Consider the following 17,220-nt stretch of genomic DNA (forward strand, 5'->3'; position numbering starts at 1 on the left):
GCGTGGCAGCCGTCAAGGACGCCGTGCTGGAGCGCGCCGTCGACCTCGCGCGCCAGGTCGCGGTCGAGATCGCGGAGGAGCCCCAGGACGTCGGCGAGTACCTCGGTGCCGTGCGGGAGGCGGAGCGGCTGGTGTCCCACCGGTTCGCCTGCACCGCGCGCGGGTACCGCGGCTGGGCCTGGACCGTCACGGTCGCGCGGGTGCCGCGCGGGCGGACGGCCACGGTCTGCGAGGCGGAGCTGCTGCCCGGCGACGACGCGGTCCTGGCGCGCCCGTGGCTGCCGTGGTCCGAGCGGCTGCGCCCGGGTGACATCGGCCCGGGCGACGTGCTGCCCTTCCGTCCCGACGACCCGCGTCTGGAGCCTGGCTTCACGCCCACGGGCGACCCCGAGGTCGACGAGGTCGCGATCGACGAGCTGGCGCTGGCCCGCGTGCGGGTGCTGTCGCCGCTGGGCATCTCCGAGGCCGCCGAGCGCTGGTACCGCGGGTCGCGCGGCCCGGCGACGCCCGGGTCGGTCGCGTCGGCCGGCGCGTGCGGGTCGTGCGGGTTCCTCGTCCCGCTGCAGGGGTCGCTGGGCACGCTGTTCGCGGTGTGCGCCAACGAGTGGTCGCCGGACGACGGCAAGGTCGTCAGCCTGGACCACGGCTGCGGCGCCCACTCGCAGACCGACGTGGACCCCGCGCCCACCGAGTGGCCCGCGGCGGACCCGCTGCTCGACGAGAACGCGGTCGACGTGCTCGAGCTGCCCGCCCGCCGGCGGCCGTCCGCGGCCGTCGACACCGCCGCGGACGCGCCCGAGCCCGTCGCCGAGGCCGAGCCCGTCGCCGAGGCCGAGCCGGTCGCGGAGGCCGAGCCGGTCGCGGAGGCCGAGCCGGTGATCGAGGCCGAGCCGGCAGCGGAGAGCGACCCGGTCGCCGGGAACGACGGTGCTGCCGAGGCCGAGCCTGTCGCCGTCCTCGACGAGGTCGTCGTCACCGAGGTCCTCCCCGACACCGAGGTCGCCCCGGACACCGAGGTCGTCCCCGACACCGAGGTCGTCCCCGACACCGAGGTCGCCCCGGACACGGACGCCGACGCGCGACCCGCCGACGGGTCGTGACCGTCGACGTCTTCGGAACCGACGCCCTGCGCGGCGCGGTGCTGGAGGCGTGGCGGGCGTCCCCGACGCGGTTGCGGGAGGACGCGAACACCGAGGAGGACCACGCCCGCGGGTACTACCGCGACCGGGTGCTGGTCGAGCTCGCGCAGAACGCCGCGGACGCAGCGACGCGGGCGGGCGTCGCGGGGCGGCTGCTGCTGCGCGTGGCGACGACGGACGAGGGCACGGCCGTGCTGGTGGCCGCGAACACCGGCTCACCCCTGGACGCGGCGGGGGTCGCGTCGATGGCGTCGTTGCGGGCGTCGGCCAAGCGGGACGCCGGCGCGGGCACGGTCGGGCGCTTCGGTGTCGGCTTCGCGGCGGTGCGGGCCGTCGCGGACGAGGTGACGGTCTGCTCGACGTCCGGTGCGGTGCGGTTCTCGCTCGCGGACACGCGGGAGGCCGTCGGGCGGACGGCCGCGCAGGAGGCCGCGCAGGGCCGGGCCGCGCTGGCGGACGAGGTGCGTCGCCGTGACGGGTCCCTGCCGGCGCTGCGCCTGCCGTGGCCGACCGAGGGCCGCCCGCCGTCGGGGTACGACACCGCGGTGGTCCTCGAGCTGCGGGACGCGCCCGCCCTGGACGAGGTGCGGTCCCTGCTGTCCGACGTGGACGACCTGCTGCTGCTGGCGCTGCCGGGGCTCGTGGAGGTCCTGGTCGACGTCGAGGGGGAGTGGCCACGCCGCCTGGCCGACGTGCACGACCGCTGGGACGTCCTGACGGCGGGGGGCGAGGTGCCGCTGGGCGTCGTCGCGGACCGTCCGGTCGAGCAGCGCACGGCACGCGCGTGGCGGGTGACGTGGGCGCTGCCCCGCGTCCCCGAGGACGCGCCGGGCGGCACGGTGCCGCGGGTGGTGCACGCGCCCACGCCCACCGACGAGCCGTGCTCCCTGCCGGCGGTGCTGGTGGCGACGCTGCCGCTGGACCCGTCGCGCCGCCACGTGGTGCCCGGGCCGCTGACGGACGAGGTGCTGGCCCGCGCGGGCGAGGCGTACGCCGAGCTGGTGGGCCGGCTGGCGGCCGCCGGGCAGGACGCGGCGGCGCTGGTGCCCACGGGCCTGGCCGCGGGTGCGATCGACGCGGCGCTGCGCGAGCACGCGCTGGCGGCGCTGGTCCGCACGCCGCTGCTGGTGCCCGCGTCGCCGGACGACGACCTGGTGCCGCCGCTGCGGGCGACGGTGGTGCGGGACCTGTCGGACGGCCCTGCCGTCACGGCGCTCGGTGCCGTGGTCGCAGGGCTGGTGCGGGTGCCGCCGTCCGGGACGGCGGCGCTGCGCGCGCTGGGCGTCGAGGAGCGCACGCTGGCCGAGGTGGTCGACGAGCTGCCGACCGGCGGTGACGTCGACTGGATCGCCCTGTACGACGCGCTCGACGCGGCGGCGCAGGACGCGACCGCGCGCGAGGGTCTGGCGGCGCTGCCGGTGCCGCTGGTCGACGGGCGCGTGGTGCGCGGGCCGCGGGGCGTCGTGCTGTTGGACGACGACGTGGCGGGGCTGGCGCCGGCGACGCTCGACGCGCTGCGGTCGTGGGGCCTGCGCGTCGCGGACCCGGCGGTGGTGCGTCCGCTGCTGGCGCGGCTGGGTGCGCAGCGCCTCGACGCGGCCGGGCTGCTGGCGCACCCGGCGCTGAGAGCGGCGGTGCTGGGGCAGGCGGACGACGACGACCTGGAGCACGCGGACGAGGTGACCGCCGCGGTGCTGGACGTGGTGGCGGCGGCCGGGGCGGTGCCGCCGGACGCGGCGGTGTGGCTGGGGCTGCTGACGCTCGACGCGGCGGACGGCGAGCCGGCGCCCGCGCACGGCCTGGTGCTGCCGGGCGGCGCGGCGGCGCGGCTGCTGGACGACCGGGTGCTCGCGCCCGTGGCCGCGGACGCGGTGGAGCGGTGGGGCCGGGACGTCCTGGCGGCCGTGGGCGTGCGGGACGACCTGGTGGTGACGACCGTGCCGGACGTCGTCGCGGGCGTGGCGGACGACGACGGCGACGACCCGGCGGCGCTGGCTGCGGCCTCGCTGGACGGCTGGGAGCAGTACGTGGCCGACCTGGCCGACGTGCTGGGGCCGGGCACGTACTGCGGCGACGTGGCGGCCGTCGCCGACCTGGACGCCGTGGACGACGCGTGCTGGCCGGCGCTGCTGGCCCACGTGGCCGGCACCCCGGCGCTGCGGGCGGCGCTGGTGACGCCGGTGCGCGGCGAGGGTGCGGCGGCCACCGGCCCGTCGTACACGGCGTGGTGGTTGCGCACGCGGGCCGACCTGCCGGTGCCGGAGGTGTTCGCCCTGCCGGGTGCGCGCGGCCTGCCCGCGGCGCTGGTGCCGCCGGCGCCTGACCTGCTGCACGGGCTGGACGCGACGGTGCTGCGGGCCCTGGGCGGGATCGGGTCGCTGGCCGAGGTGCCGCCGGACCGGTGGGCGGTGCTGCTGGAGCGGCTGGGGCCGGTGGGCACGCGGGTGCCGCTGGACGTCGCGGGGCACGTGTGGCGGGCGTGGGCCCGCGGTGCGGGGCCGCAGGAGCCCCCGGCGACGGTCGTCGCGCTGGTGGGGCCGGGCGTCGCGCAGGTGGTGGACGACGCCGCGGTGGCCGACGATCCCCGGTGGTGGCAGCGCGCGACGTCCGACGTCCCCGTGGTGCCCGTGCCGGGAGCCGACGGGAGTGACGCCGGTGCCGCCCGGACGGTCGCGGACCTGCTGGACCTGCCGCTCGCGTCGGACGGCACGGACGCCGACGTCGGCGGCGGCGACCCGGAGGAGGTGCCGGACGCGTTGCTCGCGCTGCTGCCCGACGCCCCCACGGTGTGGTGGCGGCACGACGACCTGCGCATCGGCGGCGAGCCCGTGGACTGGTGGGTGCAGGGTGCGGGCGCCGACGCCCGGATGCACGCCGTGCACGTGGCGGGCCTGGCGGCCGCGCTGGCGTGGGCGACGGGCCGGTGGGCGTCCCGTGGTGCCGTGGCGGCGCTGCTGGGGGACCCGGACGACGGCGACGCGGCCCTCGACCTCGTGATCGGGTGAAACGCCCGAAGCAGGAGCAACTACCGATTCAGGTCACTAGCGGGTAACGTCCGGGTGTGCCCGCCGTCCACCGCCGCGACATCCGCCGCTGGCAGGACCGCCGGGCGCGCCGACGTCGCCGGGTGCGTCTGGTCGGGAGTGCGGGGACCCTCGTCGTCGCGATGGCCGTGCTCCTGTCCGCCGCACCCGGCGCGAACGCCCCCACCCGCGAGGTCGTCACGGCGCCGCCGGGCGACGGGCTCGCCTCCCGGGTGCAGGACGTCGCGTCGCGCGGCGGTGAGCGGACGGCCGACCCCGCCCCCGCCGAGCCGTCGCCCCTGACCAGCTCCGCCGTGCCGCAGACGGCGCCCGCACCCGCGGACGGGGCCGCGGACGTGCCACCGGCGCCGCCCGCACCGCCCGCCTCACCCTCCCCGCAGCCGCAGGCCGCCGCACAGCCACCCGCGGCACCCGCCGACGCCGCGGGTGCCCTCGCGGCGGAGATCGTCACGCTCACCTCGGCCGAGCGGACCGCCGCCGGGCTGCCGGCACTGGCCACCTCGGCGTGCGCCACCGAGCAGGCCGCCGCCCGTGCCGCGCTGCTGGTGGCGCAGGGGCGGTTCGAGCACGACCCGCTGGGCCCGGTGCTCGAGGCGTGCGCGGCGGGCACGGTGGGGGAGAACCTGTCGCTCGGCTACCCGACGGCGCAGGGCGCGGTCGCGGGGTGGATGGCGTCGCCGGGGCACCGCGAGAACATCCTGCGCCCCGCGTACACGCAGATCGGCGTGGGGTGCGCGGCGGGGGCGCGCGGGTGGCTGTGCGCCCAGGTGTTCCTGGGCTGAGGTCACGTCAGGGTGCTGCGTCAGGACAGCTGCGTCAGGAGCGCTGCGTCGGAGTTCCTGCGTCAGCGGTCGGTGGGTGCGCCGTCCGTGGGCGGCGCGGTCGCCTCGTCGCCCGGGCGGATCATCGCGCCGGTGCCGTCGGCGGACAGCCGCCCGTTGCGCCGTGCCCACTGCACCCCGACGATCCCCAGCAGCACTCCGGCGGCGCACACGAACACCCACGAGGTGGGCACCACGTCCAGCAGCGACAGCACACCGGTGATGACCAGGGCGCCGGCCCATACGACCGTGCCCGCCCCCATCACCCGGGCCAGATCGACGTCGATCGGCGGCGGGGGTGTGCGCTGCGGGCGCAGCAGCGTCTTGACGATCGGGGGCACCGTTCGATGGTAGACCGCGGCAGGTCCGTGGCCGGCGACCCGGCGGTCGGCGCGCTGGTCAGCACCCCCGCTGCAGTGCGGCCTTGACGAACCCGCCCGCCTGCCAGGCGTAGCGCATGACCCACCGGTCCAGCCCGATGTCCTCCCGTCGGCCGACCACCTGCACGCCGTCCTCGACGCACCGTCCCACCACCCACCGGGCGCGCAGGACGTTCGGTGCGGCGGTGATGACGGTGGCGGTCCGCCAGCCGCGCGCGGACATCTCGGCGCGCAGCGTCCTGGCCTCGCCGCGCGTCGTGTACGGGTCGGGGCGGTGGCACACGACGGCGACCGGTGCCGTCTGCGAGCAGAGGGGAACGGCCGCCGGGTCGTCGGCGAAGAGCAGGATCGCGCCCGCCCGGCCGTCGGCCACGAGCTCGCGCGCCCAGTCCACCCGCCATGCCTGCGGCGGCCCGAGGACGACCACGACGTCGGCGGTGCCCGGGGGGTCCTGGGGCGGGGCGACGAGCACCGGCACGCCGGCCAGGGCGACACCGAGCGCGGCCGTCACGACCGTCGTCGCGGCCCGGCGGAGCCGTCGCAGAGCGGTCGCCCGCCGGGGTCCGTCGGTGCTCGGCGCGTCGGGCGTCCGCGGTGGTGCCGCGCTGGGGTGGGTGGTCACTCGCCGGCGGACGGGACGCCCGGATCGCCGGTGCCGGGGTCCTGGCCGCCGGTCCCCGGGTCCTGGCCGCCGGTCCCCGGGTCGGTCCCCGGGGTGGGCTCGGACGGAGTCTCGGGGCCCGGGGTCTGCGGGGGCGGCTCGACCGGAGCGCTCGGCTCCGGGCTGTGTGTCGCCGGGGGCTGCGGAGCACCCGGCGTGCCCGCAGCGGGGTCCGAACCGCCCTCGACGGTCGGCGCGCCCTCGGGGCCGGACGCCGGCCGCCCGCCGCCGGTGGCGACGTCGGGTGCCGGGGGCTCCTGCGCCGGTTCGGTGGGTGTCGCGGTCTGGGCGCTACGGACGGTGGCCGTGACGGCGACCAGCGCGAGACGTGCAGTGCGCAACGACCGGGTCATCGAGCCCGCGCGCTCGCGTGGCGTGCCCGCCGCCTCGCCCGTCGCGCGGGTGGCGGCGTCGATCGCGGTCCGCAGGCGCCCGCGCTGCGCCTCGTCCACCAGGCCCTCGGACGACGCCCACACCTGCTCGGCCTCCACGACCGCGGCGGACGTCGCCTCCCGCTCCTGCGCGAGGCTCTCGACGGCGGCCAGGACCGCGGCGGAGGTGCCCGGTGCGTCCGCGGTCGTCGAGGCCGGCGTGGGCGCCGCGGGGGACTGCTGGGTGCGGTTCGCGGACCAGGCGGCGGTGACCCCGGCGATGGCGAGGCTGCAGGCCAGCGCGCCGACCACGGCGGCGGAGCGGCGTCCCGGCAGGCGTCGCACGGAGCGGCCCGGACCCCCGGTGGAGGCACGGCCGGTCTGCGTCTGCGCGGCGTCCGCGTCACGCGTGGACCGTTGGGTGACCCCGGGCCAGGCGAACCGGTAGTCACCGACGGGGACGCCGACCGACGGGGTGGTCCGCGGGGTCCCGTCCGTCGTGCCCGGCGGTCGGGCGCCGGCGTCGGGGGGCGTCTCCATAGCCGCTCACGCTACAAGCGGACCCTCGGGCGGCCACGCGACGAGCGGGTGAACCGGCGGGCCCGGAGGCGGGTGATTCCCGGTCCGTGCGGCCCTGACCGGCCGAGACGTCCCCGGACGACCGACCTATCCTCGGTCACCGTGTCCCCCTCCTCGCACGCGCGTGCTGCCGACCGTCCTCGCAACCGCCGGGCGCTCGTGCTCGTCCTCGTCCTCGTGCTCGCGCTCGGTGGGGGTGCCTTCGCGGCCACCTGGGGGGTGCAGAAGTGGCTCGCCGGGCAGGTCGAGCGCGTGGGCGACCCGTTCGCGGAGCTCCCCGCGCGCCCCGCGCCCGCGGCGGCCGCGCCCGACGAGGGGGAGGCCGAGACGCTCGACGGTGCGATGAACATCCTGGTGCTCGGCTCGGACTCGCGGATCTCGGCCGGGGACCCCGGCCAGTGGCAGGCGGGAGCCCAGCGCACGGACACGATCATGCTCGTCCACCTGCCGGCGTCCCGTGACGCGGCGTACCTGATGTCGTTCCCGCGCGACTCGTGGGTGGACGTCCCCGGCCGTGGGCAGGCGAAGATCAACGCCGCCTTCTCGTACGGCGGGCCCGCTCTCCTCATCCAGACGATCGAGCAGCTGACGAACGTGCGTATCGACCACTTCGTCGTGACGGACTTCGAGTCGTTCGTGCGGATCACCGACGCGCTCGGTGGGGTGCGGATGACGCTCACGAACGACCTGAAGGTCGGCGGCACGGTGGTGCCGGCCGGCAAGCAGCAGCTGCTCACCGGTGAGCAGGCGCTGCGGTTCGTCCGGGAGCGCAAGACCCTGGCCCGCGGCGACTTCGACCGCGTGCAGCGGCAGCAGGCGTGGATGCGGGCCATCGTGGCGAAGATGCGCAACGACGGGACGCTGCACAACCCGGTCACGTCGGCCCGGTTCCTGGACGTGGTCAGCCGGTCCGTGGCGACGGACGACGGCCTGGACGAGCGGGTCATGCGGGACCTGCAGGACCGCGCCAAGAACCTCGGCTCGACCGACATGACGTTCTTCACGGTGCCGTTCGAGGGGACGGGGCGCAGCCCCGACGGTGCGCAGAGCATCGTCGTGCTCGACCGCGAGGCGCTCGACCCGCTGATGGCCGCGGTGGCCTCCGACACCCTCGGCGCCTACCTCGAGGGCAACGCGGGGTCCCTCGACGTGCTGCCGCCGGTCGTCGAGTGAGGCGCCTGCGCGCGCTGGTGGCGGTGGTGGTGTCGCTGGGCCTGGTGGCGTGCACCGGCCCGGCACCGGAGCCGACGACGCCCGCGCCGACGGTGGCGGCGCGCAGCACCCCCGCGCCGACGCCGACGCCGACGCCGACGCCGAGTCCGACGCCAGCGGACCCGCTGCCGGCCGGTCCGCTGAACGTGCTGCTCATCGGGACGGACTCCCGGGACCCGGCGTCCCTGGGCGGCAACGCCGACACGGTGCTGCTCGTGCACCTGCCGGCGGACCGTGCGCAGGTGTACCTCATCTCGTTCACGCGGGACATGTGGGTCCCCATCCCGGGTGTCGGCGAGGGCAAGCTCAACGCCGCCTTCGCGCGGGGCGGCACCCCGACGCTCGTGGAGACGGTGTCGGGTCTGCTGGGCGGGGCGCCGATCGACGCCACGGTCCAGACCAACTTCGCGGGCTTCATCGCGCTGACGCGTGCGCTGGGCGGGTTCGAGGTCGACAACCGCCACCACTCCACCGTGACCGTGCAGAGCACGGGTCGCGTCGTCGACTTCCCCGAGGGGCGGATCACCCTGAGCGGCACCGACGGGCTGATCTACGTGCGCGAGCGCAAGCGGCTGCCGCTGGGCGACCTCGACCGCACCGAACGCCAGCGGGCGGCGCTGGTGGGCATGCTCGCCAGGGTCGGCGAGCTGGCCGACGACCCGGTCGCCCTGGCCACCCTCCTGCCGCACGTCGTGGGCAACGTGAAGGTCACCGGGGTGCTGGAGGCGCAGGACGTGGCAGGGCTGGTCCCGTTGGCGCGCACGTTCGGCCGCGACGACGTGGTCGGGCTCATGGCCCCCATCACGGGGTTCGGCAACCGGGGTGGGGCGTCGGTCAACGTGGTCGACGACGCGCGGATGGCCGAGCTCGGGGCGGCGGTGCGCGCCGACGACGTGGGTGGCTACGTTGCGCGGCACGGGACGGACTACGCGCCCTGAGCAAAATCCCCCGGGCGGTATCGCCGGATGTGCCCGGATACGCCCGGACGGCGCCGCTGCCAGCAGTCGTGACCTCCGCGGATCTGTGATTACAGTCGGCCGGTCTGGCGGAGTGAAACGACTCACACGCGAGGACCTCAGCAGGGAGACCAGGTGGACGTCGACGCGTGGCGCCGTGCCGTGTGGCACCTGCGGCACGGCGGACCCACCGCCCTGCGCACGCACCGCCGACGTGTCCGCGCCGGGGGAGCCCGGCCCGGTGTGCGGGCGGTCGCGCGGCCCGACGGCCGCCTGACGTTCCCCGCGTGGCACCTGCCGCCGGCGCCCGTGCGCCGCGACGCCCTGCGGGTGGCGGTCGTCCTCGACGACTTCTCGCGGCTGGCCCTGCGCTACGAGTGGCAGCAGGTCGAGGTGACGCCGGACGACTGGCGTCGGCGCCTGCAGGCCGAGCCGGTCGACCTGCTGTTCGTCGAGTCGGCGTGGGCGGGCAACGGCGGGGCGTGGCGCTACCACCTCACCGGCCCCCACGGCCCGCGGCGGGCGTTCGTCGAGCTGGTGGCCTGGTGCCGTGAGCAGGGCATCGCGACGGTCTTCTGGAACAAGGAGGACCCGGTCCACCACGAGGACTTCCTCGAGGCCGCGCGGCTGTTCGACCACGTCTGGACGACCGACGTCGCGACCGTCGACCGGTACCGCGCGGCGCTGGGCCACGACCGCGTCGGCGTGCTGCCGTTCGCCGCGCAGAGCGCGATCCACAACCCGGTGCGGCCGGGGCCCGGCCGCCACGAGCGGGACGTCGCGTTCGCCGGCATGTGGTTCGCCCACCGGCACGCCGAGCGTCGCGAGCAGCTGCAGATGCTGCTGGGTGCCGCGCTGCGCGCGTCCGACCGCATGGACACCGGGCTGGAGATCTTCTCCCGCCAGCTGGGCGGCGACGAGCGCTACCAGTTCCCCGCGCCGTTCGACGCCCGCGTCGTCGGCTCCCTGGACTACCCGGCGATGCTCAGCGCGTACCGGGCGTACAAGGTCTTCCTCAACGTCAACACCGTCGTCACGTCGCCGAGCATGTGCGCGCGCCGGATCTTCGAGATCACGGCCTCGGGCACCCCGGTGGTGTCGACGCCGAGCCCGGCCATCGACGCGCTCTTCCCGCGCGACGAGGTGGTGCAGGTCGCCGACGGGGACGAGGCCGAGGTGATGCTGCGCGCGCTGGTGCGCAACGCCGAGGTGCGCGACCGCATGGTGCACCGCGGGCAGCGGCGCATCTGGGCCGGGCACACGTACGCGCACCGCGTCGACGACGTGCTGCGCGCCGCGGGGCTGGGGGAGCACACGGTGACGGGCGCGCGGCCGACGGTGACGGCGCTCGTCTCGTCCAACCGCCCCGGGCAGCTCGCGCACGTCCTGGCGACGCTCGGTGCGCAGGTGGACGTCGACGTGCAGCTCGCGTTCCTGGCGCACGGGTGGGACGTGGACGCCGACGGGCTGGCCCGCGCGGCGGCGGAGGCAGGGATCGCCTCGAGCGTGGTGCTGCGGGCGGACGACGACGTGCCGCTGGGGGAGTGCCTCAACCGGCTCGTCGCCGTGGCGGACGCCCCCGTGGTCGCCAAGGTCGACGACGACGACGTCTACGGTCCGCACTACCTGGCCGACCAGGTGCACGCGCTGGAGTACAGCGGTGCCGGCGTCGTCGGCAAGCAGGCGCACTACGTGCAGCTGCGCGGCGCCGGGCTGCTCGCCCTGCGGTTCCCCGAGCGCGAGCACACGTTCACCGACTTCGTCATGGGGCCGACGATCGTCGCCCGCCGTGACGTGGCACGCGCCGTGCCCTTCCCCGCCGTGCCGCGGGGCGAGGACACCGGGTTCCTGGCCGGCGTCGTCGACGCCGGCACGTCCGTGTACGCCACGGACCGCTTCAACTTCGTCCAGGTGCGCAGCGGCGACCCCGCCGCGCACACGTGGGCGGTCAGCGACGCCGAGCTCCTGGCCGGCGCCGACGTTCAGGTGGTCGGGCAGGCGCTCGACCACGCGATGGTGTGAGGGGTGGGGGCATGTCTCCGATCGGGAGCAGCACGAGTCCGGTGGTCGCGGTCATCGGCCTGGGGTACATCGGGCTGCCGACGGCGGCGATCCTGGCGACGCACGGTGCCGAGGTCATCGGTGTCGACGTGAACCAGGCGACCGTCGACGCGGTGAACCGCGGTGAGGTGCCGTTCGTCGAGCCCGACCTGGAGATCTCCGTCGCCGGTGCCGTCTCCCAGGGCCGGCTCCGCGCGGACGTGAAGACGCCGCCGGCCGACGTCTTCGTCGTCGCCGTGCCCACGCCGTTCGCGGACGACCACGCCGCCGACCTGTCCTACATCGAGGCCGCCGCCGACGCGCTGGCCCCGCAGCTGCAGGGCGGCGAGCTCGTGATCCTCGAGTCCACGTCGCCCCCGGGCGCCACGCAGCACATGGCGGACCGCATCCTCGCCGCCCGCCCCGACCTCAGCCTGCACGGCCGCGCCGGCCGGCCGGTCGTGCACTTCGCACACTGCCCCGAGCGCGTGCTTCCCGGCCGGGTCATGGTCGAGCTGGTGACCAATGACCGCATCGTCGGCGGCCTGACGCGCGTCGCGGCGGAGAAGGCGCGAGACCTCTACGCGACCTTCTGCAAGGGCGAGATCATGCTGACCGACGCCAAGACGGCGGAGATGGCCAAGCTGGTCGAGAACTCGTTCCGCGACGTCAACATCGCCTTCGCCAACGAGCTGTCGATGATCTCCGACAAGCTCGCGATCGACGTGTGGGAGCTCATCGAGCTGGCCAACCACCACCCTCGCGTCAACATCCTGCAGCCCGGCCCCGGCGTCGGCGGCCACTGCATCGCCGTCGACCCGTGGTTCATCGTGTCCTCCGCGCCCGACGAGGCCCGCCTCATCCGGACCGCACGGGAGGTCAACGACGACAAGCCGGAGCGCGTGATCAGCAAGGTCGTCGAGAAGGCCAGGCGGTTCCGCGCCCCGCGCATCGCTGCACTCGGTCTGGCGTTCAAGCCCGACATCGATGACCTGCGTGAGTCGCCTGCGCGCCGGATCGTGGCCGAACTGGCCAAGCGGCTGCCGGAGGCGCAGATCGACGTGGTCGAGCCGCACATCGAGGCGCTTCCGCGCGAGCTGTCGGCCCGGGACCGCGTGGACCTTGTGTCGCTGCGCGACGCGGTCGACGCGGCGGACATCGTGCTGCTACTGGTGGATCACACGCAGTTCAAGGAGGCGGACGAGCGGGTGCTCGGGCTGGCCGAGAAGGTGGTGATCGACACGCGTGGTGTCTGGCGTGGCTAGCCCGTCGCCGACGGCCGGCACGCTGCTACCGCCGCGCCCCCTGACGTGGCCGGTGGCGAGGGCCCGTCTGCTGAAGACCGAGGACCGCCGGACCCGCGTTGTAGGGCCGGAGACCTTCGCCGAGCACCCTGAGACCTCCGCCTCCGCGGTCATGAGGGAGGGATGGAAGCACGCGGAATTTCCCCCGGTCGACCTGGCGCTTCCGATCAACTGGGCCACGGCCGCGATGCAGGACCGCAGTTGGGGCTTCTACCTGCACACGTGGTCGTTCCTCGACCCGGTGGTCCGCGGGTGGACGACCTCGCGGGACGATGGACTAATCGGGTGGTGCCTCGACCGCGCGGCGTCTTGGGTTGCCGCGCACGTCGACGGGCACGTTCCCCGCGCGGGCTGCGCGCCCATGGCGTGGTATGACATGGCCCTCTCACTGCGGGCGCCGCGACTGGCGTGGCTGCTGCGGGAGGCACTGCGTCGGGATCCCGTCGACGAGCGCCTGGAGCTCCTCTACCGCGGCGTGCTCGCGCACCAGCAAGCGCTCGGCGAGGCGAAGGCGTTCAATGCCCGCAACAATCACGGCTTCTATACCGCGGTCGGGCAACTCTCACTGGCCCGCGAGTTGCGGCCGCTCCCCGGCATGGCCGCGCTGGAGCGCCAGGGACGTCACCGGCTTGCGGAGGTCGCGGCTACGCAGTTCCTTGACGACGGTGGGCACTCGGAGCACTCCCCGGAGTACCACCGAATGTTGGTCCGCGACTTCCGGCGCGCGGAGCGGTCCGGGCTGGTCGCGGACCCGACGCTGCGTGCCCGCCTCGCGCGCTCAGACGCACTGCTCACGTGGATGGTGCAGCCCGACGGTCATCTCGTCCAGTTTGGCGACACCTCCCTGATCGAGGTCGACGCGGCCGAGCTCGGCGCGGGTTTGGCGGACGCGAGCGCGCCCGACCGTGGGGCCTCTTCCGAGCAGCTCGTGGCGGCGGCGTTCCCAGCGAGCGGCTACGCGTTCGCGCGCACGGGTGCGCCCGGCCACGGCGGCGCGTACGTCGCGCTCATGGCGGCGTTCCACTCGCGGGCGCACAAGCACGCGGACGACGCGGTCGTGGTGTGGCATGACCGTGGCCATGAGTGGCTCGTCGACGCCGGCCGCTACGGTTACGCGGACTTACTGGCGGGGGACTCACCGCTGCGACTTCAGGGCTTCTACTACGGCACGCCCGAACGCCAGTACGTCGAGTCCACCCGTGCGCACACGACGGTCGACTGTGACGGTCGCGACCACGTACGTCGCGGCCGAACGCCGTACGGCGCGGGCGACGTCGGCGCCCAGGTGCTCGACGGCCATGCTCGGCTCGAGGCCACGGTGGACCATGGGGGGTGGGCGCACCGTCGCGTCGTGGTCACCCGTCCCGGCCACTGGCTGCTCCTCGTCGACGACGTCGAGGCCATGGACGGCGCCGAGCACGTGTTTCGGTCATGGCTCACGCTGCCGGGGGAGCTCGTCGTGCGCACTGCCCCGAACACCGGGACGGTGCGTGCCGTGCACCCGGCCACCGGAGAACGGTTGTGGATCCGCTCCTTCGCCGACGATGGTGGGATCGTGCCCGTGACGGCCCAGACGGAGCCGGAGCTCCAGGGATGGCGTTCGCGCCATGACCGTGAACTGACGCCCGCGTGGTCGCTGGGCCGACGGACGGCGCCAACGCGTCGGCACACGTTCGTCGTTCTGCTCCAGCTCGGGCCCGTGCCTCCACAACGGGTGCCCGACCACCCGTTCCGGGAGACGGGCCGATCACCCGGCGCATCACGTCCGGGCGGTCCCACCCCGTGACGTTCCCTGAGCGTGCGCCGGACAGCGAGGAGAGGCGGGCAGCAGTGCTGTCGCACGCGGTCCGGCAGGTCCCGCATTACCGCGAGCGACTCGGACCGATCTCGTCGCACGGGACGCCACGCTGGGACCTCGTGCCACTCCTCACCCGGGAGGAGGCGGACGCGGCGGGCACCCGTCTCGTCGCTGACGGAGTGGACGCGACGTCGCTGCGGGCCGTCCGCACGGGAGGTACGACGGGACGGCCAGCGACGTTCCTTCGGGACCGGGAGGACGGCCGGAGGGAACTCACGCACGTCCGCAACGCATGGCAGCAGTTCGGGGTTGCGGTCGACGATCCCGTGGCCGTGCTCGTGGCCCGACCGGTGGGTGCGGAGGGTGAGGAGCACGTCCCTCATTCGACCGGAGACCTGTGGCTGGGAGGCGTGCAGTTGTCGGACGACGTGCTCCGGCGGCACCACGAGCGGCTCGTTGCCTACAGGCCGGCACTACTGCGTGGGTACCCGTCGGCGTTGGCGCTCCTCGCTGAGCTCATGCTGAGAGAAGGGCGTCCCGCCCCGGCAGGGTTGCGCGCCACAGGGACCTCCTCGGAAGTCCTACTTCCCTACCAGCGTGAGATTCTGCGCAGTGCTTTCGGCGTCCCGCACGCGAACCTCTACGGCCAGACGGAGCACGTGGCTCTCGCGGTCACGTGCCCGGCGGAGGAGGGCCTCCACGTGGACGAGACGTACGGCTACGTCGAGCTCGTCGACGACGACGGTCACGTCATCACCGAGGCCGAAGTTGTTGGTGAGATCGTCGGCACGGGCCTGGGGAACCTGGCGGCCCCACTGCTGCGCTACCGCACCGGTGATCGTGGGCGGTGGGCGCCCGGCGTGTGCGCGTGCGGCCGCGCAGGTCCACGGCTCGACCGCGTCGAGGGACGGGTGCGTGACGTCGTCATCGACGCGGAGGGCACTTCCCGGATCTTCGGACCGTGGTTCTACGAGAAGTTGGCGGGCCTTCCAGGTGTGCGGGCCTTCCAGTTTGTTCAGCGCGGTCCGGGTGAGTTGGACGTCGACGTCGTGCTCGCGCCGGCGGTGGCAGTCCACGTGACCGATGTTGAGAGCGCGGTGTCGCACCTTGAGGGGTTCGCGACCCGTGTCCGCCGCGTCCCCGACGTTGCTCGCACGTCCGTCGGCAAGGGGCCGCTCCTGGTCACCCCACCCGCGGCGGTGTGACCCGCCGGGCTTCGGCGATCGCCTCGGCGGCACGATGGGACTCCCGTGCGAGACGATGCACATACTCGTCGAACGCGTAGCTGAACAGGACCCGATGGGCGGCCGTCTCCACGACCTTGCCCGCGGTCCCTTCGTCGATCGCGCGGTCGACGTCATCGAGGAGGGCGGTCGTGACGTCTGCCGACTCCTCCGTCGCCTCCGCGAGGCGGGCGCGCATGACAGGCCAGTCGGGTTCCTCCCAAGCGCGGCGCCGGGACAGGCGTTGGTGTCCCGTTGGCTTGTAGAAGGGGATTCCGGCCCAGGACGGCACCGCTGCGGCGATGAATCGGCTGTGCAGGCTGCCGTCGGGTATGGGGGCTCCGACGGAGTGCGCCCCGCGCGGGAGGAGGGAGGGCGCGAAGAGCGGACAGATCACTGCTCCGGTAGCGAAAGTGTTCACCCAGTGCGGCATCCGGTCCCGGAGGTACACCAGGTCGAGTACGCCGCCCGCTGTGGTGATGCCAGCGCTCGCCGCTTGCTCGGCTACGCCGCTGAGGAGGTCGACCGTGAGCTCCTGCGCATCCCGAGTGGTACTCGGCGACGCACCCACGAGGCGCTTCAGCCGTTCAGACGCCCGGGCCGCCGGGGCCTCGAGCATGCGCTCCCGCCATCCGCCCGTCCAGAGGGCACCACCCGACAGGACCTCCCCTCCCAGCCCGTTGAACGACGCCCGCGCAGACGGGCGGAAGCCGGTGAACGGCCGCGCGCCATAGGCGGCGCTCGCCAGGTACCGGCCCTCCCAGGCAGCATGCTGCGACACCAGTGTGAGCCACCTGTCGTCTGTCGTCTCCACTGGCCGTTTCTCGGTGACGAGGTGCGTGACAGCGAACGGCGACGCCGACACGAGGCGCCGGGCCGTCTCGACCTCGCCGTGGTCGCTGTTGACGGTCCTGACCGTGCGCACCGCGCCACTGGACACCCCCACGGCCGCGATGAGGCGGGAGTCCTTACCTCCGCTCAGGTCGGCTCGTGGCGGCTCCGGCCAACGGAGGGCGGACGCCATGACGGTGCGCATGTCGGCAACGACGGATTCGTCGGGGGGCACAGGAACGCCACGCACGCCCTGCAGCCACTCGGCGAAGTGCGCGCGCTCGTCCACCCGGATGCCCCCGTCGCCGGCCGTGGCGCGGACGTGTGTGCCGCCTCGTAGGTGTCGGCCGGCACCGATCTGAGTGGAGCCCCCGGGCGCCCAGCCGATTGTTGCCATCCCGGCCCACGCCTGCGGGTTCCGGTGAGGGCGCTCGCCCATGAACACGTGAGCGAGTCCCATCCGGGTCGACCACACGTCACCGTCAGCCATTGAGAAGTGGAAGAGGCGCACGAGGCCGAAGAGGTCGTTCCGCAGCTCGACGGAACGAGGGCGCCAGCGCACAGCGGCGAAGGGCGGCGCCACACGCGCCACGTCGAGCGCGCCGTCGAGCACCGCATCGGCGAGTTCCCCTTCGTCCGCGTCGGTGACGCCTGCCTGCAAGCTGGGAACGTGCACCCAGGCCACCGCGTCGGTTGCGCGCTGGACACCGCTACGCCAGTCGACGGCTGTGCCCGGAGTACGCCAGGTGACGAGGCCGCTGATGGTGTCGCCCGTCGTGAGCGCACGCTCGGACAACCCGATCCGGTCCATGTGCGCGTCCGCGTGCTTTAGGCGCTGCTGCGTGACGTGCGATGACTCGG

General features: G+C 74.8%; 13 protein-coding genes. 9 read left to right on the forward strand and 4 right to left on the reverse strand.

The genetic code is table 11. The annotated features are described in order from the left end of the window. Nucleotides 1-2: 2 nt before the first annotated feature. Genes KG103_RS03935 through KG103_RS03945 form a run of 3 tightly spaced genes read left to right on the forward strand, consistent with a single transcriptional unit; the run spans nucleotide 3 to nucleotide 4,965 of the window. Complete coding sequence (locus KG103_RS03935; protein WP_207340554.1) at nucleotides 3-1,100, forward strand: DUF3027 domain-containing protein; 1,098 nt, start codon at nucleotides 3-5, stop codon at nucleotides 1,098-1,100. After that, nucleotides 1,097-4,144 (forward strand): sacsin N-terminal ATP-binding-like domain-containing protein, encoded by a 3,048-nt coding sequence (locus KG103_RS03940; protein WP_207340555.1) that lies wholly within the window; start codon nucleotides 1,097-1,099, stop codon nucleotides 4,142-4,144. Before KG103_RS03935 ends, KG103_RS03940 begins: the two co-directional genes overlap by 4 nt. 56 nt (nucleotides 4,145-4,200) lie before the next feature. Continuing rightward, on the forward strand, nucleotides 4,201-4,965 hold the full coding sequence (locus tag KG103_RS03945; protein WP_207340556.1) for a CAP domain-containing protein: 765 nt from the start codon (nucleotides 4,201-4,203) through the stop codon (nucleotides 4,963-4,965). Between the two features lie 62 nt (nucleotides 4,966-5,027). On the opposite strand, the gene KG103_RS03950 is transcribed toward KG103_RS03945, so the two are convergent. The 3 genes from KG103_RS03950 to KG103_RS18775 form a co-directional block, all read right to left on the reverse strand. After that, nucleotides 5,028-5,345 (reverse strand): DUF2530 domain-containing protein, encoded by a 318-nt coding sequence (locus tag KG103_RS03950; protein WP_207340557.1) that lies wholly within the window; start codon nucleotides 5,343-5,345, stop codon nucleotides 5,028-5,030. A gap of 58 nt (nucleotides 5,346-5,403) precedes the next feature. Continuing rightward, nucleotides 5,404-5,895, reverse strand: a complete 492-nt coding sequence (locus KG103_RS03955; protein WP_207340827.1) for a YdcF family protein — start codon at nucleotides 5,893-5,895, stop codon at nucleotides 5,404-5,406. 107 nt (nucleotides 5,896-6,002) lie between these two features. Continuing rightward, a complete protein-coding gene (locus KG103_RS18775) occupies nucleotides 6,003-6,956 on the reverse strand; it encodes a hypothetical protein (RefSeq protein WP_243656360.1) in 954 nt (317 codons plus the stop codon). Between the two features lie 141 nt (nucleotides 6,957-7,097). On the opposite strand from KG103_RS18775, the gene KG103_RS18780 reads away from it, so the two are divergent. The 6 genes from KG103_RS18780 to KG103_RS03985 all read left to right on the forward strand — a co-directional run bounded on the left by KG103_RS18780 (nucleotide 7,098) and on the right by KG103_RS03985 (nucleotide 15,510). Beyond that, complete coding sequence (locus KG103_RS18780; protein WP_249670781.1) at nucleotides 7,098-8,168, forward strand: LCP family protein; 1,071 nt, start codon at nucleotides 7,098-7,100, stop codon at nucleotides 8,166-8,168. Continuing rightward, nucleotides 8,165-9,145, forward strand: coding sequence for an LCP family protein (locus KG103_RS03965; RefSeq protein WP_207340559.1), 981 nt, complete (start codon nucleotides 8,165-8,167; stop codon nucleotides 9,143-9,145). The genes KG103_RS18780 and KG103_RS03965 overlap by 4 nt, the downstream gene beginning before the upstream one ends. A 153-nt stretch (nucleotides 9,146-9,298) precedes the next feature. After that, nucleotides 9,299-11,185, forward strand: a complete 1,887-nt coding sequence (locus KG103_RS03970) for a CgeB family protein (RefSeq protein WP_249670783.1) — start codon at nucleotides 9,299-9,301, stop codon at nucleotides 11,183-11,185. An 11-nt stretch (nucleotides 11,186-11,196) separates the two neighbouring features. Next, complete coding sequence (gene wecC, locus KG103_RS03975; protein WP_207340560.1) at nucleotides 11,197-12,468, forward strand: UDP-N-acetyl-D-mannosamine dehydrogenase; 1,272 nt, start codon at nucleotides 11,197-11,199, stop codon at nucleotides 12,466-12,468. Nucleotides 12,469-12,619: 151 nt separating this feature from the next. After that, nucleotides 12,620-14,293 (forward strand): heparinase II/III domain-containing protein, encoded by a 1,674-nt coding sequence (locus tag KG103_RS03980; protein WP_207340561.1) that lies wholly within the window; start codon nucleotides 12,620-12,622, stop codon nucleotides 14,291-14,293. Further along, nucleotides 14,290-15,510: a phenylacetate--CoA ligase family protein gene (locus KG103_RS03985; protein WP_207340562.1), complete on the forward strand. Its 1,221-nt coding sequence runs from the start codon at nucleotides 14,290-14,292 to the stop codon at nucleotides 15,508-15,510. The genes KG103_RS03980 and KG103_RS03985 overlap by 4 nt, the downstream gene beginning before the upstream one ends. Here KG103_RS03985 and KG103_RS03990 read toward each other — a convergent pair. Continuing rightward, nucleotides 15,488-17,170, reverse strand: a complete 1,683-nt coding sequence (locus tag KG103_RS03990) for a hypothetical protein (RefSeq protein ID WP_207340563.1) — start codon at nucleotides 17,168-17,170, stop codon at nucleotides 15,488-15,490. The genes KG103_RS03985 and KG103_RS03990 overlap by 23 nt on opposite strands. Nucleotides 17,171-17,220 lie beyond the last annotated feature (50 nt).

The sequence above is a fragment of the Cellulomonas wangleii genome, assembly GCF_018388445.1.
GTDB lineage: Bacteria > Actinomycetota > Actinomycetes > Actinomycetales > Cellulomonadaceae > Cellulomonas > Cellulomonas wangleii.